20 protein-coding genes are annotated in these 23,055 nt (G+C 66.4%); 9 read left to right on the top strand and 11 right to left on the bottom strand.

All coding sequences use genetic code 11. The annotated features are described in order from the left end of the window. Positions 1 to 5 precede the first annotated feature (5 nt). The 5 genes from AC1DZY_RS04820 to AC1DZY_RS04800 all read right to left on the bottom strand — a co-directional run bounded on the left by AC1DZY_RS04820 (position 6) and on the right by AC1DZY_RS04800 (position 6,038). On the bottom strand, positions 6 to 734 hold the full coding sequence (locus tag AC1DZY_RS04820; protein ID WP_476818938.1) for a DUF1028 domain-containing protein: 729 nt from the start codon (positions 732 to 734) through the stop codon (positions 6 to 8). 13 nt (positions 735 to 747) lie between these two features. Beyond that, positions 748 to 2,547: a gamma-glutamyltransferase family protein gene (locus tag AC1DZY_RS04815; protein ID WP_476818937.1), complete on the bottom strand. Its 1,800-nt coding sequence runs from the start codon at positions 2,545 to 2,547 to the stop codon at positions 748 to 750. A gap of 17 nt (positions 2,548 to 2,564) precedes the next feature. Continuing rightward, the gene (locus AC1DZY_RS04810; protein ID WP_476818936.1) at positions 2,565 to 3,437 is read right to left on the bottom strand and encodes an ABC transporter permease; all 873 of its coding nucleotides are present in this window, start codon (positions 3,435 to 3,437) and stop codon (positions 2,565 to 2,567) included. Beyond that, positions 3,437 to 4,381: an ABC transporter permease gene (locus AC1DZY_RS04805; protein WP_476819162.1), complete on the bottom strand. Its 945-nt coding sequence runs from the start codon at positions 4,379 to 4,381 to the stop codon at positions 3,437 to 3,439. Before AC1DZY_RS04805 ends, AC1DZY_RS04810 begins: the two co-directional genes overlap by 1 nt. Before the next feature lie 151 nt (positions 4,382 to 4,532). Continuing rightward, a complete protein-coding gene (locus AC1DZY_RS04800) occupies positions 4,533 to 6,038 on the bottom strand; it encodes an ABC transporter substrate-binding protein (protein ID WP_476818935.1) in 1,506 nt (501 codons plus the stop codon). A gap of 346 nt (positions 6,039 to 6,384) precedes the next feature. Between AC1DZY_RS04800 and otnK the strand changes: the two genes are divergently transcribed. The 3 genes from otnK to AC1DZY_RS04785 all read left to right on the top strand — a co-directional run bounded on the left by otnK (position 6,385) and on the right by AC1DZY_RS04785 (position 10,647). Further along, positions 6,385 to 7,650 carry a 3-oxo-tetronate kinase gene (gene otnK, locus AC1DZY_RS04795; RefSeq protein WP_476818934.1) on the top strand — a complete coding sequence of 422 codons (1,266 nt, stop codon included), beginning with the start codon at positions 6,385 to 6,387 and terminating at the stop codon, positions 7,648 to 7,650. Positions 7,651 to 7,731: 81 nt separating this feature from the next. Further along, entirely contained in the window at positions 7,732 to 9,060 is a 1,329-nt protein-coding gene (locus tag AC1DZY_RS04790; RefSeq protein ID WP_476818933.1) for a malonyl-CoA decarboxylase, read from the top strand. Between the two features lie 39 nt (positions 9,061 to 9,099). Further along, positions 9,100 to 10,647 (top strand): malonate--CoA ligase, encoded by a 1,548-nt coding sequence (locus AC1DZY_RS04785; protein WP_476818932.1) that lies wholly within the window; start codon positions 9,100 to 9,102, stop codon positions 10,645 to 10,647. A gap of 7 nt (positions 10,648 to 10,654) precedes the next feature. Here the strand turns inward: AC1DZY_RS04785 and AC1DZY_RS04780 are convergent, their stop codons facing one another. The 4 genes from AC1DZY_RS04780 to AC1DZY_RS04765 all read right to left on the bottom strand — a co-directional run bounded on the left by AC1DZY_RS04780 (position 10,655) and on the right by AC1DZY_RS04765 (position 14,029). Then, on the bottom strand, positions 10,655 to 11,419 hold the full coding sequence (locus AC1DZY_RS04780) for an MBL fold metallo-hydrolase (protein ID WP_476818931.1): 765 nt from the start codon (positions 11,417 to 11,419) through the stop codon (positions 10,655 to 10,657). A gap of 113 nt (positions 11,420 to 11,532) precedes the next feature. Beyond that, positions 11,533 to 12,333, bottom strand: coding sequence for a creatininase family protein (locus AC1DZY_RS04775; RefSeq protein ID WP_476818930.1), 801 nt, complete (start codon positions 12,331 to 12,333; stop codon positions 11,533 to 11,535). An 83-nt stretch (positions 12,334 to 12,416) separates the two neighbouring features. Beyond that, complete coding sequence (locus AC1DZY_RS04770; RefSeq protein ID WP_476818929.1) at positions 12,417 to 13,076, bottom strand: NAD(P)H-binding protein; 660 nt, start codon at positions 13,074 to 13,076, stop codon at positions 12,417 to 12,419. Further along, positions 13,073 to 14,029, bottom strand: coding sequence for an oxidoreductase (locus AC1DZY_RS04765; protein WP_476818928.1), 957 nt, complete (start codon positions 14,027 to 14,029; stop codon positions 13,073 to 13,075). The genes AC1DZY_RS04770 and AC1DZY_RS04765 overlap by 4 nt, the downstream gene beginning before the upstream one ends. Positions 14,030 to 14,135: 106 nt before the next feature. On the opposite strand from AC1DZY_RS04765, the gene AC1DZY_RS04760 reads away from it, so the two are divergent. Further along, entirely contained in the window at positions 14,136 to 14,759 is a 624-nt protein-coding gene (locus AC1DZY_RS04760) for a TetR/AcrR family transcriptional regulator (RefSeq protein ID WP_476818927.1), read from the top strand. A 6-nt stretch (positions 14,760 to 14,765) separates the two neighbouring features. Here AC1DZY_RS04760 and AC1DZY_RS04755 read toward each other — a convergent pair whose 3' ends face one another. Then, entirely contained in the window at positions 14,766 to 16,157 is a 1,392-nt protein-coding gene (locus AC1DZY_RS04755) for an FAD-binding oxidoreductase (RefSeq protein ID WP_476818926.1), read from the bottom strand. Between the two features lie 237 nt (positions 16,158 to 16,394). On the opposite strand from AC1DZY_RS04755, the gene AC1DZY_RS04750 reads away from it, so the two are divergent. The 4 genes from AC1DZY_RS04750 to AC1DZY_RS04735 all read left to right on the top strand — a co-directional run bounded on the left by AC1DZY_RS04750 (position 16,395) and on the right by AC1DZY_RS04735 (position 20,814). Then, positions 16,395 to 17,423, top strand: a complete 1,029-nt coding sequence (locus tag AC1DZY_RS04750) for an ABC transporter substrate-binding protein (RefSeq protein ID WP_476818925.1) — start codon at positions 16,395 to 16,397, stop codon at positions 17,421 to 17,423. A gap of 169 nt (positions 17,424 to 17,592) precedes the next feature. Further along, entirely contained in the window at positions 17,593 to 18,408 is an 816-nt protein-coding gene (locus AC1DZY_RS04745; RefSeq protein WP_476818924.1) for an ABC transporter ATP-binding protein, read from the top strand. Positions 18,409 to 18,625: 217 nt separating this feature from the next. Next, positions 18,626 to 19,423, top strand: coding sequence for an ABC transporter permease (locus AC1DZY_RS04740; protein ID WP_476819161.1), 798 nt, complete (start codon positions 18,626 to 18,628; stop codon positions 19,421 to 19,423). Positions 19,424 to 19,425: 2 nt separating this feature from the next. Continuing rightward, positions 19,426 to 20,814, top strand: a complete 1,389-nt coding sequence (locus tag AC1DZY_RS04735; protein WP_476818923.1) for an FAD-binding oxidoreductase — start codon at positions 19,426 to 19,428, stop codon at positions 20,812 to 20,814. Here AC1DZY_RS04735 and AC1DZY_RS04730 read toward each other — a convergent pair. Next, entirely contained in the window at positions 20,802 to 21,686 is an 885-nt protein-coding gene (locus AC1DZY_RS04730; RefSeq protein WP_476818922.1) for a hypothetical protein, read from the bottom strand. The genes AC1DZY_RS04735 and AC1DZY_RS04730 overlap by 13 nt on opposite strands. A gap of 166 nt (positions 21,687 to 21,852) precedes the next feature. Between AC1DZY_RS04730 and AC1DZY_RS04725 the strand changes: the two genes are divergently transcribed. Continuing rightward, complete coding sequence (locus AC1DZY_RS04725) at positions 21,853 to 23,055, top strand: MFS transporter (protein WP_476818921.1); 1,203 nt, start codon at positions 21,853 to 21,855, stop codon at positions 23,053 to 23,055.

Raw genomic sequence — 23,055 nt, 5'->3', positions numbered from 1 at the left:
AAGCATCAGCTTTGCGGGTGCCGCGCGTTCCACGCCGCCGCATACTCCGTGCAGAGGCGGTCGAGTTCGGTGCGGTCGGTCACGCCAGCCGGCCTTGCCCGCGATGGCGAGGCCATCTGGAACGGCACATAGCGCTGATGGGCGACGCGCCAGAGGCGGCGCAACTCCGTCAGCGGGTCGGGATGGTCGTCGACGCGGATGTCGAAACTCGCGACAGGATCGCCCGCCCAGATCCGGATGGCGCAGGATTGCCGGCCACGCTTGTCGCCGCCGGCCTTCTCGCCGGCTTCCAGCGCGACCAGAAGCCGCTCGTCGAAATCGAGCGCCGAGGCGGCGATATAAGCCTTCAGCGTCTCCTCGATCACCTGCGGCCCGGCCAGCATATTGCCGGCGACCGAAACCTGCGGCCCGTTGACCGCGCCGCACCAGTCGATGCAGGCCGATCCGGTATGGGACGCGGTCTTGCCCTCGCGGTCGATCAGGTGAAGCTGGCGATGCGCACGGCCTTCGTCGGCGGCCGTCAGCGTCGCGATGATCTCGACCGCCGAGCGCCCCTCCTGCAACAGTCGCAGGCCGTCGAGGCCGTAGAGCGGATTGACGAAGGCCTGCGTCGCGATCGCTCCGACGCGGCCGCCGCCATAGGGAACGCGCGAGCCGACGGCGAAGGCGCAGGTCGAGACCGCGACGCCATAGGCGCCGGTCGCGGCGTCGCGGGCGACGATGGACCATGTCATGGGCGCGGTTCTCCTAGCGGCCGGCGGCGTAGGCCTGCATCAGACGCGGGGTCGCCGCCGCGCGCAAGAGACCATCGTCGCTCTTCTCGGCGGCCGTCAGGCGCCCGACCGTCCAGGCCGGGGCGCGCTCCAGCAGGTGCCCGCGCCGGACGAGATCGTCCAGCGCCGCCTCGCCGATGCTCTCCTCGACCGTGAGATGGCCCGGGCGCGCCTCGCGCGGGTAGAAGGTCGAGGGGAAGGCTTGCGTGTGGAACAGCGGCAGGTCGATCGCCTCCTGCAGGTTGAGGCCGTGATGCACGCGGCGCAGGAACATGCCCATCTGCCATTGCTCCTGCTGGTCGCCGCCAGGTGTCCCGAAGGCGAGGCGCGGCTCGCCGTTCTCGAAGGCGAGTGTCGGAGTGAGCGTCGTGCGCGGGCGCTTGTTGGGCGCGAGCGAGGAGGGCAGGCCTTCTTCCAGCCAGAACGCCTGCGCCCGCGAGTTCAGCGGAAATCCAAGTTCCGGGATCACGGGGTTGGACTGCATCCAGCCGCCCGACGGGGTCGCCGCGATCATGTTGCCCCATTTGTCGATGACGTCGATGTGGACGGTGTCGCCGCGCCGACCGGCTGCGACCATCGAGGCCATGGTCGGTTCGCCGACGGTGGCGCCGCCCTTGCCCGAGGTGCCCGCGATGCGGATTCCGGCCAGCATGCGCCCGACCGGGTCCTCGAAGCCGGCGATCATGCCCGGCCGCAGTTCGTGCGAGGCCTTGTCGGTGATCAGGTTGCGCCGGCCCCGCGCATAGTCTTCCGACAGCAGTGTCGCCAGCGGCACCTTCACGAAATCAGGGTCGCCATAATAGGCCTCGCGATCGGCGAAGGCGAGCTTCAGCGCTTCCGTGACGTGGTGGATAAAGGTCGGGCTCGCCGGCCCCATCGCGGCGATGTCGATGCCTTCGAGGATCTTGAGGGTCTGCAGGAAGACCGGGCCCTGGCCCCAGGGGCCGATCTTGAAAACCTCCCAGCCATGATAGGTCACGCTGGCGGGCGTCTCGTAGGTCGGCTGCCAGCGCGCCATGTCGTCGGCGGTGAGCAGGCCCTTGTGCCGGCGGCCCGAGGAATCGAGCGCCTCGGTGGTGCGGCAGAATGCATCCATCGCCTCCGCGACGAAGCCCTTGTACCAGCTGTCATAAGCGGCTTGAATCTGCTTCTGGCGGTCTCCTCCGGCGGCTTCGGCCTCGCGCAGGATGCGCTTGTAGGTCTCGGCCGCCGCCTTGTTCTGGAACAGCTTCTTGCCCTCGGGCACCTTGCCGCCCGGCAGGTAGACCGCGCCCGATGTCGGCCAGTCCCGGGTGAACAGCTCGGTCAGCGTCGCGATCGTATCGGAGACGCGCGGCAGCATCGGATGGCCGTTCTCGAAATAACCGATGGCGGGCTCCAGCACCTCGCGCAGCGTCAGCAGGCCGTGGTCGCGCAGCAGCGCCATCCAGCCGCCGAACGCGCCGGGCACCACGGTCGAGAGCAGGCCGGAACCGGGGATCATGTCGAGCCCGAGCGCCTTGAAGGCGTCGATGGTCGCGGCCCCAGGTGCCGGCCCCTGAGCGCACAGAACCTCGACCTTCTTGCTCTTGGCCGAATAGAACACCGCCGGCATGTCGCCGGCAGGCCCGACCAGATGAGGCTCGACCACCTGCAGCACGAAGGCTGCCGCCGCGCAGGCGTCGAAGGCGTTGCCGCCCTTCTCCAGCATGGCCATGCCCGATGCGGTGGCGAGCCAATGCGTCGAGGTGACGACACCGAAAGTGCCTAGGATTTCCGGGCGGGTCGTGAACATGGGCGTATCCTTGGGAGTCAGTTTTCTTTGGGGTCGAGCGCGTCGCGCAGTCCGTCGCCGAGCAGGTTGAAGCCGAGCACCGCCAGGAAGATGGCGACGCCCGGCGCAACCGACATCCACGGCGCCTGCTCCATGAAATTCTTGGCGACGTTCAGCATCTGGCCCCAGGAAGGCGAGGGCGGCTGCTGACCGAGGCCGAGGAAGGAGAGCGACGCCTCGAGGATGATCGCCTGCGCCATGAACAGCGTCGACTGCACCACGATGGGCGACATCGTGTTGGGCAACACATGGACGAACATCAGGCGCAGGTTGCGCGCACCGATCGAGCGTGCGCCCTCGACGAAATCCTCGGCCTTGACGCTCATCACCTGTCCGCGCACCAGCCGGATAAAGATCGGCACCGCCGAAAGCCCGATCGCGATCATCGCATTGGTCAGCGATGGGCCGAGGATGGCGGCGAAGGCGATCGCGAGGATCAGGAACGGGCAGGCCAGCATCGCCTCGGTGACGCGCGAGATCGCGATGTCGGTCCAGCCGCCATACCAGCCGGCGAGCAGCCCGAAGGGTACGCCGATCGCGAGCGCGATCATCACCGAGACGATGCCGGCGAGCAGCGAGGTCTGCGCTCCGTAGAACAGGCGTGCGACCTGATCGCGGCCGAGCTCGTCCGTGCCGAACCAGTGGAGCTCCGAGGGCGGCTTGCGGATGGCAAGGAAGTTCGACTTGAGCGGGTCGGCGATGGGCAGGAGCGGGGCGAGCACCGCCATCAGCACGAAGATCAGCACCACGATGCCGCCGATCAGCGCCGAGCGGTTGCGCAAAAGCTTGCCCCAGGCGCTCCGGCGCGGGGGCGGCGCGGCATCGACGGCAAGAAGCGTGACCTGCCGCATCAGCCTGTCCTCAGCCGTGGGTTGACGAGAACGTAGAGGACATCGGCCAGCAGGTTCATCAGGATGAAGCCGATCGCGGTGCACAGCACGACGCCCTGCACGACGCCGTAGTCGCGGTTGAACACGGCATCGATGATCAGCTTGCCGAAGCCGGGGATGGTGAAGACCTGCTCGGTCAGGACCGCGCCGGCGAGCAATTCGCCGAAAAGCAGCGTCGAGAGCGTGATGATGGGGGCCAGCGCATTGCGCAGCGCATGCCGGTTCACCACCGTGTCCTCGTCAAGCCCCTTGGCGCGGGCCGTCCGGACATAGTCCGAGCGCAGCACCTCCAGCATCGCCGAGCGGGTATGGCGCATGATGAAAGCGGCGAGTCCGCCGCCCAGCACGAGCGAGGGCATGATCAGCCGCTCGATCGCCGCCTTGGGATCCACGAAGATCGACTCGAATCCGGAGGCCGGCAGCCAGCGCAGCTCGACCGAAATCACCAGGATCATCATGATCCCGAGCCAGAAATGCGGGACCGAAAGCCCGAAAAGCGCGACCGCGCTGGCAGCGTAGTCGGCGACGGTATCCTTGCGCCGCGCCGCGACGATGCCCGCCGGCAAGCCTATGCCGACGGCGACGATCATCGAGGCTATGGCGAGCTGCACGGTGACGCCGAGTTTCTGCCAGATCAGCCCGAGCACGGGCTCTCCCGTCCGCAGCGACCGCCCGAAATCACCCTGCGCGACCTGTCCGAGCCAGGCGAAGAACTGCACCACGATGGGGTCGTCGAGCCGATAGAGCTGTCTGAGATGCGCGATGACCTGGGGGTCTCGTTCCTCGCCGGCGATGACGAGAAAGGGATCGCCCGGCAAGGCGCGCTGCAGAGCGAACACCATCAGCGACACCAGAAGCAGCGTCGGCAGAGCGATCACCGCGCGGCGGACGATCAGCGCGAGCATGACCGGCCCGGGCAAACGTCATCATCCTGGCCGGAGCGAAGCGAAGCGCCGGGATTCATCATCGAGTGCGACGGTGCTCGATGATGGATCCCGGGACGACCCGCGGCCGCCCAGGATGACGGAGAGGTCATACAGAGCGCCGACGAGCGGGTCACTGGCGCTTGATTCCAGCCAGCCGGATCATCCCGTCGGGATTGATCGCGAACCCCTGGATATTCGCGCGCAGGGCGAAATAGCGCTTGTCGTTATAGAGATACACGATCGGCAGCTCGTCCTGCAGGATCTTCTGCGCCGCGTCGTAGTGCTTCTTGCGCCCTGCGACGTCGTAGACCGTACGGGCTTCGTCCAGTTCCTTGTCGACGGTGGCGTTGGAGAATTTGCCGTCGTTCTGGTTGCCCTTGCTGGTGACGAACTGATGAAGATTGCCGTCGGGATCGATGCGTCCCGACCAGCCGATCAGGCTCATCTGGAACTTGCCCTGCTGCTGGTCGCGGAGCTGGCTTGCGAACTCGGTCGAACGGACCTGCACGTCGATGCCGGCCTCCTGCGCCATCGCCTGGATGACCTGACCGACCTGCGCCTGGACGGGGTTGTTGGTCACGAACAGCTCGACCGAAACCTTCTCGGCGCCTGCGGCCTTGAGCAGCGCCTTGGCCTTGGCGACGTCGCGGGCCGGCACCGGGAAATCGGCGCTGAGATAGGCGTTGCCCGGATTGAAGGGCTGGACCATCGGCTCGTAGAGGCCGTCGAAGACGGCGTCGTTGAGCACCTTGCGGTCGATCGAGAGCGAAAGCGCCTGGCGCACGCGCTTGTCCATCGCCATCGGCAGCTTGGCGGCGTCGCCATTGGCGACGTTGATGGTGATGCCCTGGTAGCCGAGATTGGCGACGCTCTCGACCTTGATGCTCTTGTCCGACAGCGCCGATTTCACGTCGGTAGGGGCAAGCCGCTCAAGGATATCGAGTTCGCCGGCGCGCAAATTGGCAAGGCGCACGGTGGTGTCGGGAATCGAGCGGTAGATGATGCGGTCGAAATTGTAATTGGCCGCCTCCCAGTGCTCCTTGAATTTTTCCAGCACGATGCGGTCGTTCTGGACGCGCTCGACGAATTTGTAGGGGCCCGAACAGACCGGCTTGGCGGCGACATCGCCGGACAGGCTCTTGGGGGCCAGCATCATGCCGGCGCGGTCGGTCAGCTGGGCGAGCAGCGTCGCGTCGGGGCGCTTCAGCTTGAACACGAGGGTCGAGGCATCCGGCGTTTCGATGCTGTCGACGGAGGCGAGTTCCGATTTGCGCAGCGAGTCCGGCAGCGTCCGGGCGCGCTCGAGATTGGCTTTGGCCGCCTCCGCGTTAAAGGCGTCGCCATCATGGAACTTGGCGTCGGTGCGCAGCTTCATCGTCAGCGTCAGGCCGTCGGGCGAGAACGACCACTCGGTCGCCAGCCGCGGCACGATCTTCAGATCGGGCGTGATGTCGAGCAGCTTGTCGCACAAACCCTTGAAGACGATGCGGCCGACGAAGGTGCGCGCCTTGTGCGGGTCGAGCRTGTCGGGGTCTTCCTGCAGGCCTATCCGCAGCGTCGAAGGGGTTTGCGCCGCTGCGGGCAGGATTGCGAGCGTGAGGAATGTTGCCGAGGCAAGGGCCGTCAAGAGCTTCATCAGATGTCCCCTCTTCAATGTCGTTCGGTCGCGGCCAAGCGCTGATCATGGTGGCAAGGTGTTTGTTTCGCCCGCCGCCGTCGATCGCGCTGCCTGCAGATTTCGTTCCACTCGGTACCAAGTTGGCCTAAAATTCGGCGCGCGTCGATCCGGCATGACGCCGCTGTCCCGGGCGACTGCATGCTGCCCCGCCGCCGCCCTGCATGCAATTCGACGGCCATGGCCTTGTCGCCGAGGAGATGATGCGATGCGCGCGTCGGTCTGTCGCGAAGCCGGCGATCTCTGGTAACAACTGTGCCAGGCGGGCTGTCGGAAGCCCGCCTCGCTGGAAAACAGGGACGTCCCGATGCTGCTGGGTGTGATCGCCGACGATATGACGGGCGCGACCGATGTCGCGCTGATGCTGAATCGCGCCGGCATGCGGACCGTCCAGGTCATCGGTGCACCCAGGCCCGGCGCAGCGCTGCCCGAGGCCGACGCCGTCGTGGTCGCGTTGAAATCGCGCACCAACCCGGTCGTGGAGGCGGTCGCGGATTCGCTGGCCGCCTGCGAGGCGCTGCTGGTGGCGGGAGCGCGGCAGATCCTGTTCAAATACTGCTCGACCTTCGATTCGACGCCTTCAGGCAATATCGGCCCGGTTGCGGACGCCCTGATGCAGCGGCTCGGCGCAACCATCGCAATCATCTGCCCGGCCTTTCCCGCCAATGGCCGCTCGATCTACCAAGGCTATCTCTTCGTCGGCGCGGTGCCGCTTCACGAAAGCTCGATGAAGGATCATCCGCTCACTCCGATGCGCGATTCGAACCTGATGCGGCTGATGGGCGCGCAGACGAACATGCCGGTCGGCCATGTCGACTACGCGACCGTGCATGCCGGCTTGGACGCGGTGAAGGCGCGCCTGGCGAAACTCGGCGGGGAGGGCGTGCGCTATGTCGTCACCGATGCGCTGACCAATGACGACCTGATGGTGCTGGGGGCTGCCGTCGATGGCAATGCCTTCTTGACGGGCGGGTCGGGCATCGCGATGGGCCTGGCCCAGAACTTCCGCAAGGCGGGGCTTCTGCCCCAACGCGAGATCGCGACCAGCATGATTGCACCGAATGGCCGGGCCGGCATCGTCTCCGGGAGCTGCTCGACGGCGACGCGCGGCCAGATCAAGGCGGCTATGGCGGCAGGTTACCCGGCGCTCAAGGTTGATCCGCTGGCGCTGGTCTCCGGCACGCAGACGCCACAGGGCCTCGCGGAATGGGCGCTGGCGCAGCCGCGGGACAAGCCCTTCCTGCTCTATTCGAGCGACGACCCGGCCGAGGTCTCCGCCATCCAGGACAAGCTCGGTCGCGACAAGGCCGGCGAGATGGTCGAGCATGCCTTTGCGCAGATCGCGAGCCTGCTCGCGCAGGGCGGCGTCTCCCGGCTGCTCGTCGCCGGCGGCGAAACCTCCGGCGCGGTTGTGCAGGGACTGGGCATCGCAACGCTGGAGATCGGACCGGAGATCGATCCCGGCGTGCCGTGGACACGCGTCGTCGGCGGCCCGGAGATGGTGATCGCGCTCAAATCCGGCAATTTCGGCTCAGCCGACTTCTTCCTGAAGGCGTGGGCGCTGCTCGACTGAGCTTGCGTCGATGACGCGCGGTTCCGATGGCGGCAAACTCGTATAGACTGGCCGTCGAGGACAAGGGGGGACTGCATGGACATGGCGTTTCTCGGCGATCTTCTGACCAGCGTGGCCGGTCGCGGCCGCGCCCTGATCGGCTTCGAGCGCTTTGCCGGTGGCAAGGGCCGGCCGATCGAGCGGCTCTGCGAGGATCTGCTTTCAGGCCGTGGCGAGGCGTCGGGCATGGCGCTGGCGCAGGCTGTGCTCGATGCCTGGGAGCGGCTCGACCGCGCCGGCCGGCAAGCGTTCTTCGCCATGCTGCAGGAGCGTTTCGGCCCCGATCATGAACGTCTCGGCAAGGCGATCGAGGCCTATCGCGAAGAGCCTGGCGCGGCCGCGATCGCGGCGCTGCATCTCGCCTCCGAGCCGCGCCGGCAGGAACTGCTGCGCCGCCTCAACCTTGCGCCTGGCGGCACCCATGTTTTGGTGCGCATGCGCGAGGCGCTGTTCGAGGCGATGGAGGCCGACAGGGAGCTTGCCGCCGTCGACAGCGATTTCCGCCATCTCTTCGGCTCCTGGTTCAACCGCGGCTTCCTCGTGCTGCGCCGCATCGACTGGCGCACGCCTGCCAACGTGCTGGAGAAGATCATCCGCTACGAGGCGGTGCACGAGATCCAGGGCTGGGACGATCTGCGCCGCCGACTGGAGCCGGCCGACCGGCGCTGCTTCGCCTTCTTCCATCCTCAGTTGATCGACGAGCCGCTGATCTTCGTCGAGGTCGCGCTGACCGGCGATATCCCGCGCACGATCGATGAAGTCTTGAGCGGCGAGCGCGAGGTGCTGCCCGCGCCGGCCGCCACGACTGCCGTGTTCTACTCGATCTCGAATTGCCAGGAGGGCCTGCGCGGCATCTCCTTCGGCAATTTCCTGATCAAGCAGGTGGCGGAGGACCTGAAGCGCGAATTGCCGGGGCTCGACACTTTCGTCACGCTCTCGCCCGTGCCCGGCTTCGCGCGCTGGCTCGCCGGCATCGCCGCCGACCCCGGCGAGTTCCGCCTGACCAATGAGGAGCGCGCCGAACTCGCCCGTCCGACGGGGGAGACGATCTCGCTCGACGCTGCCGAGCGCGTAAAGCGCGACAGGCTGCTCGGCCAGATGGCGGCGCAATACATGCTGCGGGCGCGGACGAGTTCAGGCCGCGTCATCGATCCGGTCGCACGCTTCCATCTCGGCAATGGCGCGCGGCTCGAACGCATCAATGTCGGCGGCAACCTCTCGGCCCGGGGCCTGCGCGAATCGCATGGCGTGATGGTCAATTACCGCTATGAGCTCGACGACATCGAGATCAATCACGAGGCCTTCGCCACGCGCAACACCGTCGTCACCTCGTCGGGCGTGCGCAAGCTGCTGCGGCCGGCGTCGGCCTGAGTTTTACGCCTACGGAAACGCCTGAAAGGACCCGAAATCATGGGCAACCACCTGTTCGACCTCGTCAGGGCGCGCATTCCGGCGCCCGGCGCGCCCTTCGCGCTGCTCGATGACGGCCGGCTCTACACCTATGCCGACATGGTGGAGGCCAGTGCGCGCTTCGCCAATGCGCTGGTCGAGCTCGGGGTGAAGCCGGGCGATCGCGTCGCCGTGCAGGTCGAGAAATCGATCGAGGCGCTGATGCTCTATCTCGGGACGGTTCGCGCCGGCGCGATCTTCCTGCCGCTGAACACCGCCTACACGCCAGCCGAAATCGATTACTTCCTTGGCGACGCACAGCCTTCCGTCTTCGTCTGCGATCCCGCCCGCGCCGCCGCGCTGCGGCCCTATGCGGACAAGGCCGAGGCGCAGCTCGAAACGCTCGGCGTCTGGCGTTCGCCCGATGTCTCGGCTGGCACGCTGTCGGACCGCGCGCTCGCCGCCTCCAGCGATTTCCACGATGTCGCGCGCGGCCCCGACGATCTCGCCGCGATCCTCTACACCTCCGGCACCACCGGGCGCTCCAAGGGCGCGATGCTGAGTCATGACAACCTCGCCTCGAACGCGCTGGCGCTGGTCGACTACTGGCGATTCAGCAAGGACGACCGGCTGTTGCATGCGCTGCCGATCTTCCACACCCACGGCCTTTTCGTCGCGACCAACTGCGTGCTGTTTTCGGGCAGCTCGATGATTCTGCTGCCGAAATTCGATCCCGATCAGGTCTTCAAATATCTGCCCCAGGCGACCTGCATGATGGGCGTGCCGACGTTCTATGTCCGGCTGCTCCAGGACGAGCGCCTGAGCAAGGCCGCGACCGCGCATATGCGGCTGTTCGTTTCGGGTTCCGCACCGCTGCTGGCCGAAACCCACCGCGAATGGCGCGAGCGCACTGGGCACGCGATCCTCGAGCGCTACGGCATGACCGAGACCAACATGAACACGTCCAACCCCTATGACGGCGAGCGGGTCGCAGGCACGGTCGGCTTTCCGCTGCCGGGCGTTTCGGCGCGCGTCACCGATCCCGAAACCGCGAAAGTGCTCGGTACCGATGCGATCGGCATGATCGAGGTCAAGGGCCCCAACGTTTTCAAAGGCTATTGGCGCAACCCCGAGAAGACAGCCGCCGAATTCCGCGCCGATGGCTTCTTCATTACCGGCGATCTCGGCAAGATCGATCCCGCCGGCTACGTCCACATCGTCGGGCGCGGCAAGGACCTGATCATCACCGGCGGCTACAACGTCTACCCCAAGGAAGTCGAGACCGAGATCGACGAGATGCAAGGCGTGATCGAGAGCGCCGTGATCGGCGTACCCCATCCCGATTTCGGCGAGGGCGTCACGGCCGTGGTGGTGGTCAAGCCCGGCGCGACGGTCACGGCGCAAAGCATCGCCAGGACGCTCGAGGACCGGCTGGCCAAGTTCAAGCTGCCCAAGCAGGTCTTCATCGTCGCCGACCTGCCGCGCAACACCATGGGCAAGGTCCAGAAAAACCTGCTGCGCGACACCTACAAGGACATCTACGCCCGGCAGATGAAGGCGGGCGAATAGCGCAGCCTCAAGCCGCGACGCTCGCCCTGATCTCGACGGTTTCGCCATCCTTCGGGATGAGGAGCCGGCTGGAGGATATCCGGCGCGCGATCGCCGCCTGCCGCAGGGCGGCGCGGCTGATGCTGGCGTGGTCGAGCGCCTCCATATGCGTTGCGATCACGGTCGCGCGCGGCGCGGCCTCGCACAGGTCGAGCGTCTGGTCGGCGTCCATCACGATCAGCGTGTCGTCCCAGAGCGCGCCGCAGGAATGGGTCACGATCACGTCGGGGTCGGTCGCCGCCACGCTTTCGAGCAGCGGCGGGTAGAGCACGCTGTCGCCGCACCAGTACAGCGTCGGCTCGCCCGGCGCTTCCAGACTGAAGCCCATCACCGGCCCCATCGTCTCGACGACGGCGCCGGTGCCGTGCTGCGCCGGATGCCGTTTCAGGATCGCCGAGCCGAGCCGCACGAAGCAGTCGACCGGTGTCACCGACTGGAAGCCTGCCGCGACGATGGCCTGCTCGTTGCCCGGCTGGCAGATCACCGGCAAATGCTTGGGCACGCGCTCCTTGGCGACCTCGTCGAAATGGTCGGCATGGAGATGCGAGACGATGACGGTATCGACCCCGGCCAGGATCGAGTCGATTGCTTCCGGCAGCGCGACCATCGGATTGGGCGAGCGCCCCGTGAAAGAAGCGCGCGCGTGCCGCGGTCCGAAATCGGGATCGACGAGGATCGTCCTGCCGGCATAGCGCAGCTTGAGCGTGGCGTTGCGAAGAAGCTGAAGCTGCATGTCGATCGACCTCGTGAGGGGCGCGACAACTCCGCTATTCCCGGCCGTCCGACCAGTTCGAATTTGTGAAGGACGCGCCACTCTCGCGTGAGGAGTGCGGTTCGCCGGCAGCGTCACCTGGCCTTGTGCAGGTTCGCCAGCGGGAATCGCGCGACATCGGCCAGCAATTCGACGAAGCCCTTCGCCTGCAGTTCGGCCGTCGCCTTGCCCTTCGCGGCCGTGGCGAGGCTGGCGTCGCCCGCCGCGCCGGACGGGTGAACGTCCTGCGCCATCCAGGCCATGGCGTGCAGGCCGGTCGGGCGCAGCCATGTGTAGCCGTCTTCGGCCATGGTGATGGTCGCCGGCTTGAACAGCGCCGCCTTGCCCATGTCGACGAGATCAGGCCGGAAATGCAGCATCAGCGAGGTCTCGATGTCGCCGGCATGGATCCCGTGCAGCGCGTCGAGGTCGGCATACAAGCCCTGCGGCAGCCCGAAGGCTCGCCACGCCGTCGTCACCGCCAGCATGCCGTGGCTGACGCGTAATTCGCGCGCGACCACCTTCATCGGGTCGATATTGCCGCCATGCGAGGTGACGATGACAAGCTTGCGCAGGCCCGCGCGCCTGACGCTCTGGCCGATTTCGATCCAGGCGGCGGTCGCGGTTTCCCAGGTCAGCGTCAGCGTGCCCGGCGAATGCAGATGCTCGTTCGACTTGCACACCGCCATGGTCGGCAGGACCAGCACGTCGAGACCGGCGGGCACCTGCGGCATGGCGAGCCCGAGCATTGCGTTCATGAGGGTCGTATCGACCGAGACCGGCAGATGCGGCCCATGCTGCTCGATCGCCGCCAGCGGCAACACCGCGACGGTCTTTTCCGGATCAAGGCCCTCGAATTCCGTGGTCTTCAGGTCGCCCCAGAAACGCGCGCTCATGTTCTCGGTCCTTGCCGCCGGTCTTGATGCCGCAACCCTAGGAGCCGCGCGCGCGCCGTTCAATGCGGCGGACGCATGGTCGCTCAGAGTCGGTTGATGTCGGCGTTCTCCAGGATGCGCCTGGGCGCGCCGTCGCGGACGACCGTGAGCATCGCTTTGCCGACCTGCTCGGTCGTGGTCAGCACATTGGGCATGAAGCGCTGGAGCGCGGGAAAGACAGGATCGAGCACGCGATAGATCACGCGGTAGAGCGCGGTCTTGGAGACGATGCCGTGCAGTGGCCGGATCATTCCCGGACGAAACATATAGGCCGCCTTGAAGGGCAGCCGCATCAGCGCGTTCTCGGTCGCGCCCTTGACCCGTGCCCACATCCAGCGGCCCTGCTCGCTGCTGTCGGTGCCCGTGCCCGAGACATAGACGAAGACCATCGCCGGGTTGAGCCGTACCAGCGTTTCCGCCGCCGCAAGCGTGACGTCATAGGTAATGCGCCGATAGGCCTCCTCGCTCATGCCCGCCGAGGCGACGCCGAGACAGAAGAAGCAGGCGTCGAAGCCGGTCAGGTCGGGCTCGATCGCGGCGTAGTTCGTCAAATCGGCACGGACGATTTCGCACAGCTTGGGATCGCTCCGACCGGTCGCGCTGCGGCCGATGGTCGTCACGGCCTCCACCTCGGGATCGAGCAGGCATTCGCGTAGCACGCCGAGACCGACCATGCCGGTCGCGCCGAAGATCAGGACTTTCACGACGCCGCTCCCTGCGCCGCGCCGAGGCCGGCAAAATGCCCGCCGGTCAGCCGCTCGGCCGCTTCCCAGAGCCTCGTCGCGACGGCCGGGTCATTCGCCTGCCCGGTGATCTTGGAGTGCGAGGGCGCCCCCTTCAGTTCGCCGAAGCCGTCGGGGCCATAATAGCCGCCTTTCTTCACATCGGGAGCGGTCGCGGCATAAAGCGTCGGCAGCGCTCCCCCGGCCGGAGACTGGCTGAACAGCGGCGAGAGCAGGTGCGTCAACCGCCAGAGCAGCTTTGGGCCGCTGGTGGCCGGGCCGTTGGCGATCAGGTCTGTCGTCGCCCAGCCTGGATGGGCCCCCATGCTGGTCAGGCCCCAGCCCTGTGCGTCGCTGCGGCGCTGCAGTTCCAGCGCGAAGATCAGCATCGCGAGCTTGGACTGGCTGTAGGCCTTCCAGGCGCCATAGGGTCGCTCGCCCTGCAGATCGTCGAAATCGATCGCGCCCCGGCGATGCGCCAGGCTGCTCAACTGGATCACGCGCGGATCGTTGGCCTTGCGCAGCAGCGGCAGGAGCTGTCCCGTCAGGGCGAAGTGCCCGAGGAAGTTCGTGCCGATCTGCAGCTCGAAGCCGTCGGCCGTGGTCTGCCGCGTCGGCAGCGCCATCACGGCGGCATTGTTGATCAGAATGTCGAGCCGTTCGTGCTCGCCGGCGAAGGCAGCCGAGAAAGCCGAAACCGAGGCGAGGTCCGCCAGATCGAGCCGGCTGAAGGCGATATCGGCGGTCGGCACGATAGTCTTGATCCGAGCCACCGCCTTTCCGCCCTTGGCCGCATTGCGTCCCGCGAGAATGACCTTCGCCCCGGCGCGCGCCAACTCCAGTGCGTCCTCATAGCCGAGACCGCCCGTGCCGGTGACGATGGCGAGCTTGCCGGCTTGCGAGGTGATATCGGCAGCGGTCCAGTTGGATTTCATGGCTCTTTCCAGGAGTGTGGCGGCGGGATGGGCTGGCGAGTCGTCTCTGGAGCGTCTATATTTGCATCAAGTGCAAAATTGCAAGAGATGAAACAAAGAGTTTTCGATGCCTGAAATGCCTCCGGGCGAAAGCCCGCCCGATGTCGCCCGGCCCGGTCTGCGCGAACGCAAGAAGCAGCAGACGCGCGAGCGCCTGACGCAGGCGGCGCTGGCGCTGTTCATGCAAAAAGGCTTCGAGGCGACGACGCTCGATGAGATCGCGGCTGCGGCCGACATCTCGCGTCGCAGCTTCTTCCATTATTTCGCCTCCAAGGAGGAGGTCGTCTTCGCCTGGAAGGACGCCTTTGGCGACAAGCTGGTTGCGGCGCTGGCGCTGCGCCCGGTGGACGAGCCGATGCTGCTCGCCGCCGAGCGGGCGCTGATCGCCAGCGTCAGCGGCTATGACCGTGACGAGGCTCTCGCCTTGTCGCGGCTGGTCAAGGGGACGCCGGCCCTGCGCGCCTACGACCAGATCAAATATGCGAGGATGGAGACCAGGCTCGCCGAGGCGCTGGCGGTGCGCGCCGGCAAGAATAGCGATCCGCTGCCGGCGCGGCTGGTCGCCATGGCGACGATCGGGACGCTGAGGGTTGCCGGTGATCTCTGGCTGGACCAGGGCGGCGTCGAGCCGCCCGAGGCCTATGCCGGCCGCATCTTCGCGGCGCTGCGCGCGGTCATCGCCGGGCGCTGATGGCGGCTATTCCGCCGCCTCCGCCGCCTTGGCTTCCCAGTCCAGCAGTTTGCCTGGGTTCATCAGCCCGTAGGGATCGGCGAGCCGCTTGAATTCCGGCTGCGGCGCATCTGTCCGCTTCCAGCCGGCGTTGTTAAGCACCCATGTGTGCGGGTTAGAGGCCTGGATGCCGGCCTCTTCGGCCAGTCGCATGATCTGGTGCAGGCGCTCGGCCGTGGTGTAGCGCACCAGTGGCAGGCTGGAATGATAGACGCGGCCCTGCCGGCGCTGGAACTCGATGTGGAAGATCACGTCGTCACGGAAGGCCTCTTCCGCCCAGTCGAGCAGTTCGAGATTGCGGCCGGGCGGAAAGCGCAGCTGCAGATAGGTGATCTCGGGATCGACCTTCAGCGCATGCAGCGTCGTGTGGTTCCAGGTGTATTCGTAGAGCGGGCCGGGCGCGCCTTTTTCGCGGTGCTCGCCGAAGGCCGCCGCGCGCGCTGCCTCAGCGCCGCGAGAAAAGGTCACCATACCGCCCATCCCGGCGATCAGCCGGTCGAGCTCGTCGCCCTGCGGCTCCGAGACCATCAGGATCGCAAAGGCCTTGTCCTGCCCGAGATAGGGTCCGAGCCTGCGCAGATAAGGCGCGATCCGGGGATCATGGATGCTGACCAGCTTCTTGGCGATGCCGTCGCATTCGGTGAAGGCCTGTCCGAAGGCGGCCGCTGCCTTGAGGCTGTCGAAGGTCGCGATCCGCTCGGCCCAGGCATGAGCCGGGGCGAGCGGCATCTCCACCTCGGTGATGATGCCATTGACGCCATAAGCGTGCATCACCTTGAGGATCTCCGTTCCGCGCAGCTCGATCAGCCGCGGCTCGGGCTCGACCGTCATCACCTCGAGCGCAATCACCGCGCCGAGATTGTCGATCTGGCCCCAGGTGCAGGAGCCGGCGCCGGCTGCGCCACCGGCGACGAAGCCGCCGAGCGTCGCCTGCGCCCGCGTCGAAGGGTGCATCCGCAGTTCCTGCCCGAGCGGCCAGAGCGCCTTGTCGATGTCGAGCAGGTTTGCGCCGGCCTCGAAGCGCCCTGCGCCCAGTGTCGTCGAGACGACGCGGCTCAGCCGCGTCAGGTTCATCACCACGCCACCCTCCAGCGGAACGGCCTGGCCGTAATTGCCGGTGCCGCCGCCGCGCACTGTCAGCGGCACGCGATGGCGTGCGCAGGCCGAGGCGATGCGGGCAACCTCCGCCTTGTCGCGCGGCAGGATGATGAGCTCGGCCTGCTTGCCCTCCAGATCGGGCTTCAGCACCGGCGAGAACCAGAAGAAGTCGCGGCTGTGCATGCGCAAGCTGGGCGCATCGTCATAGATCGTCAGGTCGGCGAGATCGGCGCGAAGGTTGGCAAGCGCTGGATGGGTCATGGCATGTCCGGTCGGAAAGATTGACGACACCTTAACGCGCCGGGCCTGTCGGGAAAGCACCCGTCTGGCGCCCTGCGCGTTCGCGGTCGAATTTGCCTTTGAAATAGGCGGATGCGCGTTCTCTGTGCGCAGCAGCGCCATGCCGCATTTCCAGCGCGCCGTTGTCCATGGCATGTATGTTGCTCGCCCGCGATCAAGGCGGCGCTCGCCTAAAAGCCATTCAGGGAGGTCACCAGCATGACGATGAAATATCGGATGAGCCGGCGCTCGGCGCTCGGTCTCCTCGGTGGCTCGGCCGCCTCAGTCCTCGTGCCGGTTCCTGGCGCGAAGGTCAGCGCCCAGACGCTCGACAAGGTCTCCTATCAGACCAACTGGCGCGCGCAGGCCGAGCATGGCGGCTTTTATCTCGCGGTCGCCAACGGCATCTACAAGAAATACGGCATCGACGCCGAGATCCGCCCCGGCGGTCCGCAGCAGAACCCCTCGCAGCTCCTGCTCGGCGGCCGCGTCGACATGATCATGTCGAATTCCTTCGAGGCGATCCGCTATGCCGAGGAGAAGATCCCCTTCCTCTGCATCGCCTCGATCTTCCAGAAGGACCCGCAGGTCCTGATCTCGCATCCGGGTCAGGGCAACGATTCGCTCGCCGCACTCAAGGGCAAGCCTATTTTGGTCGGCGCCGCCGGCCGCAACAGCTACTGGCCCTTCCTGAAGGCGAAGTTCGGCTACACCGACGAGCAGATCAGGCCCTACACCTTCAACATGGCCCCGTTCCTGGCCGACAAGACGATTTCGCAGCAGGGTTTCCTGTCGTCGGAGCCTTTTGCGATCCTGAAGCAGGGCGGCGTGACGCCGCTGGTGCACCTCATCGCCGATGCCGGCTTCGAGAACTACAACACCACGATCAACATCTCGCAGAAGATGGTCTCCGAGAAGAAGGACGTGGTGCAGCGCTTCGTCACCGCCTCGCTCGAGGGCTGGGCCGCCTACATGAAGGGCCAGGACGTCGCCGCGGCCAACGCCCAGATCCTGAAGGACAATCCCGACATGGATCAGGAGAAGATCGACTACGCCGTCAAGGTGATGAACGAGAAGGGCATCGTCATGTCCGGCGACGCGCTGACGCTGGGCGTCGGCGCGATGACCGATGCGCGCTGGGCAAGCTTCTACAAGCAGATGTCGGAGGTCGGCGTCTTCCCGGCTGGCATCGACGTCAAGAAGGCCTACAGCCTCGATTTCATCAACAAGGGCGTCGGCAAGGCGTGACCTTTGCGTCCCGCCGCCCTCATTCCGGACAAGCGGCGAAGCCGCGCCGATCCGGAATCCATCATAAGGCAGCATCGGCGCTCTACGATGGATTCCGGGTCTCCGCTTCGCTGCGCCCGGAATGACGGCGAGGGTGGAACTGCTGCCACAGACAACGGACAATCAGGCTTTGGACACGGCCTTTCTGAGCACGAGCGATATTGCGAAGCGGGACGGCGGCAAGCCGCTGGTCTCGATCCGCCACGTCTCCAAGCAGTTCGCCAACGGCACGCTCGCCGTCCGCGATGTCGATCTCGATCTCGGCCCGGGTCAGTTCATCAGCCTGCTCGGTCCGTCGGGCTGCGGGAAATCGACGCTGCTGCGCATGATCGCGGGGCTGGGCGCGCCCTCCACCGGCACGATCGACTGGCCCACCACCAGCCATGACGCTTCGGGCATGCCGCAGCGCGATCTCGGTTTCGTCTTCCAGGACCCGACGCTGATGCCTTGGGCGAGCGCGCTCGCCAACGTCATGATGCCGCTGACTCTGAAGGGCGTGCGCAAAAGCGAGGCGGAAGGCCGCGCGGCCGAATTGCTGGCGCTGGTCGGACTGAGAGGCTTCGAGACATCCTATCCGCGCGAGCTCTCGGGCGGCATGAGGATGCGCGTCTCGATCGCGCGCGGGCTCGTCCTGCGGCCGAAAATCCTGCTGATGGACGAGCCCTTCGCGGCGCTCGACGAAATCACCCGCCATCGCCTCAACGATGATCTGTTGGAGCTTTGGTGGAAGGAAAAGTTCACCGCCGTCTTCGTCACGCACTCCGTCTTCGAGTCGGTCTATCTCTCGAAGCGCATCGTGGTGATGGCGGCGAGGCCCGGCCGGGTGATGGCCGATCTCGACGTCGATGCGCCCTATCCGCGCGACGACCTGTTCCGCACCTCGCCGGAATATGCCCATCTCTGCCGCGTCGTCTCGGGCAAGCTCAAGGAGGCGATCGGATCGTGAGTATGCCCCTTCGCCACCCCACAGCCCTCATCCTGAGGAGCGAGCGAAGCTTGCGTCTCGAAGGAGGCTCCAGGAAGCTCCGGAGATCGCTGGAGCGTCCTTCGAGACGCCGCTGCGCGGCTCCTCAGGATGAGGGCTGCGGGTGGGAGGTCGCGTCGTGAGCGCCCATGACGGCACGGACGCCGAGGCGCGTCCCGTCTTCGCAGCCGAAGAACGCATCCTCGGCCTGCCTGCCAGCGCCTGGCCGCGCATCCTCGCGCCGATCGTCATCGGCGTGCTGGCGCTGGGCGCATGGGAAATCCTCGTCCGCTACAAGGAGATCCCGCCTTACGTCCTGCCCGGCCCGTTGCTGATCGGCCAGACGCTGATCGCCGACTGGGGCACGCTCTCGGGCTCGCTCTGGATCACGCTGCGCATCACCTTCATGGCGCTTGCGGCGGCGATCATCGTCGGCGTCTCGCTGGCTGTCCTGTTCACCCAGTCGAAATGGCTGGAGATGTCGCTTTTGCCCTATGCGGTGATCCTGCAGGTCACGCCGATCGTCGCGATCGCGCCGCTGATCATCATCTGGGCCGGCGACATCAATCTCTCGCTGCTGATCTGCGCCTGGATCGTCGCCTTCTTCCCGATCCTGTCGAACACGATCCTCGGGTTGAACTCGGCTGACCACAACCTGATCAACCTGTTCCAGCTCTATGGCGCGACGCGCTGGCAGACGATGCGCTATCTCAAGCTGCCGGCCGCGCTGCCCTATTTCCTCGCGGGCCTCAAGATTTCCGGCGGTCTGGCGCTGATCGGCGCGGTCGTCGCCGAATTCGTCGCCGGCACCGGCGGCAGTTCCTCGGGGTTGGCCTACCGCATCCTGGAATCGGGCTACCAGCTCAAAATCCCGCGCGTCTTCGCGGCGCTGATCATGATCTCGCTGTCGGGCATAGCGATCTTCCTGGCGACGAGCTGGATCTCGCATCTCCTGCTGCGGCGCTGGCACGAAAGCGCGCTGAAGCGGGAGAATTGAGCATGAGCGCCATCCCCGAGCGCAGACCCCGCGCGCAGCAACCGTCGCGCTACGACATCGCCGCGCTCAAGGCAGCGCTCGCCGGCATCCAGCTGATCGACGAGCCTCAGGTTGTCCGCAAGCGCTCGCGGGATTTCTTCTGGTATTCGCCGATCCTGAATGTCGAACTCGCCGACAAATCCGCCGACATCATCGCCTGCCCGCGCGACGAAGCGGAGGTCGTCCGCGTCGCGGCGGCCTGCGCGAAGCTGCGCATTCCGCTGACGGTGCGCGCGGCGGGTACCGGCAATTACGGCCAGGCGGTGCCGCTGCAAGGCGGCGTGCTGCTCGACATCACCGCGCTGACCGGCATCGAATGGCAGAAGCCCGGCGCGGTGCGCGTGGCGTCGGGCGAGCGCCTGCTCGACATCGATCTGGCGACGCGCGCGAGCGGCTATGAGCTGCGCATGCACCCCTCGACCAAACGCTCGGCCACCATCGGCGGCTTCGTCGCAGGTGGCTCGGGCGGCGTCGGCTCGGTGACCTATGGCGGCCTGCGCGAGCCCGGCAACATCCTCGCCGCGCGCATCGTCACGGTGGAGGAGGAGCCGCGCATTCTGGAGTTGCGCGACGACGCCGCCCAGAAGGTCAACCGCGCCTATGGCACCACCGGCATCATCACGGCGCTCGAAATGCCGCTCGCTCCGGCCTGGCCCTGGATCGACGTCATCGTCGCCTTCGACGATTACATGGACGCTTTCAGGGCCGGCTATGAGGTCGCGCTCGCCGATGGCGTCGTCAAGAAGCTGATGACGCCGATCGCGTGGCCTATCCCCGGCCATTTCGGCGCGCTGAAGCAACACTGCCCTGAAGGAAAGAGCATCCTGATCTGCATGATCGCGGAAGCGTCGCTCGGTCCATTCAAGGCGATCATCGGCCGGCGCGGCGTCGTCACCTACGAAGCGCCGTCGGAGGAGGGGCCGGGCACCGTGCCGCTCTACGAATACACCTGGAACCACACCACGCTGCAATGGCTGAAAGGCGACCGCAGTGTCACCTATCTGCAATGCATGTTCCCCCATGACCGGCTGATCGAGAGTGCGGCCGAGATGATCGCGCGCTTCCCCGACGAGGTGCTGGCCCATCACGAGTTCATCCGCTTCGCTGGCAAGGTCACGGCAAGCGCGTTGCCGATCCTGCGCTACACCACGGCGGAACGGCTGAACGAGGTCATCGCGCTGCATGAGAAGGCCGGCGTCATGATCGCCAACCCGCATGTCGTGTCGCTGGAAGCCGGCAGTCGCCACAAACGCGCCGATGCCGACCAGCTCGGCTTCAAGCGCGAGGTCGATCCTTACGGCCTGCTCAACCCCGGCAAGATGGCGAGTTTCGTGGCCGATCAGGCGAAATAGGCGAGTTTCTTTTCCGCCGGCATCTCGTCGAGTTCACGCAGGCCGGCTTCGGACGTCGCCGCGAGTACGGGCTTCTCGTCGGGCACGAGCGCGTTGAACTCGTCTGAATATTCGAACACCACATCGTCGTTCAGGATCGCGTTGCTCTGCAGCTTGAGATCGAGCGCCGGGCGCGCCGAAACCGTGCGCGGCGCCGTCAACACCGAGGTCGGAGCATCGTCGATCTCGACGATCTCGATATCCTCATAGGAGCTCAGCGGCGCTGCATCGCGCATCTCGAACGGGTGCTTCGGCGCTGGCACGACAGGCGTGGCGACAGGTTCCGGCGTCTCCTGGGCCTTGTCGCAGAACGCCCGCAGGCTGGAATCGAGCATGGCGATGGTATCGGCGATCTTGCCGATCTGCTGGGCGGTGCCTTCGACGATTGCGGTGGCGGCATAGATTTCGGTGGCGCGCCGGTCGAGCATGTCGCAGGCGTCGTCGTTGGCGCCGGCCTCGCGCAGGCTCCATGAAGCTTCCTGAACGCTTTCGGTCGCAGTCATGATGGTGGTGGCCGCGCCCTCGATACGTGCCGCCAGCCCCGAGGAGGGTTCTCCGCCGCGTCCGCTGATGCGTTCGAGGTCGAGCCTGAGATCGCCGATCAGCGCCGCGGCCTCGCGAAGGTTCGGCTCCGGCGCCGGCTGTGCTTCGCCCAGCCCGACGACACGCTCGATCCGGCCGATTGCGGAGAGCAGTTGCGCGGTGTCGGCCTGGCGATTGCGCTTGGCGAATTCGGTCATGAACCAGCGCCCGCGCGCCGTTTCCATCACGGCGGCGGCGATCGCCTCGTAATCGTCCTCGCTCAGCGGTGTCAGCGAACGCGCTTCGCTCATGACCAACCTGTTCGTGAAAGACTGGCCGAATCGGCATTCGTCAGTCGAGATGCATCGTCGCGAATCGTGCCCCCGGAATGCTTAAGGATTTGCTGCCAGAACCATGCAACCGGGCTTGAAAAGGGCGTTCCTGACGCAAGGGGCGGTCGCCTCGCGGCTTTCGCTCATGCACGCGCTGACTTTTCTGGGCGTCGGCTTCTACATGCCGTTCTTTCCGGTCTGGCTCGCCGCGAAGGGTCTCGACGACGTTGCGATCGGCCTGATCCTGACGATCCCGATCCTGACGCGTGTTGTCGCTGCGTCATGGATTACCGGCCTCGGCGACAGGCACGTCTCGCCCGTGCTGCTGCTGGCGACGCTGAACGGTTTTGCAGCGGCGTCCTATCTGTCGCTGCTTGCCGTCGATGGCGCCTGGGCGATCGGCCTGATCATGATGCTGAACGCCATCGCGATCTCGGGCGTGATCCCGCTCGCGGATGTCCTGACCACGGCGCAGATCAGGGCAGGCGCGTCGGTCGACTACGGCCGCGTCCGGCTCTGGGGTTCCGTCAGTTTCTTCTTCGCCAATCTGCTCGGCGGTGCCCTGATAGCGGGCCGGGGAGCCGGCATCGTGCCGGTCGCGCTGGCGCTCAGCACCGGGCTTGCCGCGCTCGCCGCCCTGGCTGCGCCATCGCCGCCCGGCAGCGCATCGCGCCCCACTCAGCCGGGTTCCGCGCCGCCGGCCGGGTTCAGTCCGGCCTTCTGGTTCGCGGTGGCGGGCGCAGCCTGCATCAACGCCACGCATGCGGCGCTCTACGGCTTCGGCTCTCTGCACTGGCGCAGCCTCGGATTTGGCGACACGCTCATCGGCGGCCTCTGGGCCGTCAGCACGGTCGTCGAGGTGGCGTTGTTCCTGTTCGCGGGCGGCATCGTGGCGCGCGGCGCCGCCGGCCTCGCCTGGATCGCATTCGGCGCCGTCGCCGCCATCCTGCGCTTTTCGATGATGGCGCTCGATCCCGGCCTCGGCGTCACGCTGCTCCTGCAATTGCTGCATGGCTTCAGCTTCGGCTGCACCCATCTCGGCACGATGGCGGTGATCTCGGCGCTGGCTCCCGAGGGCAGGCGGGCCGCGGCGCAGGGGCGGCTCGTGGCCCTCGGTGCGCTCGCCAGCGCCTCCATGACCATGCTGTCGGGCTATCTCTACCAGCGCCACGGCTCCCTGACTTTTCTCGCCATGACGCCGCTGGCGTTCGTCGGTCTCGGCTTCCTCCTGCTTGCCAAGCGCAACCTGCCCGGCGATACAAATCGCAGGGGTGGAACAGGATCGATCGGACGGGCGTTGCGGACAGGTCGAGAGACCGCTGCAGGCCCGGCGAAGGATATCACGTAG

The sequence above is a fragment of the Allobosea sp. P2_A10 genome (genome assembly GCF_056405115.1).
Note: the sequence above shows the minus strand (reverse complement) of the source record. Positions and strands in the feature narration are given on the sequence as shown.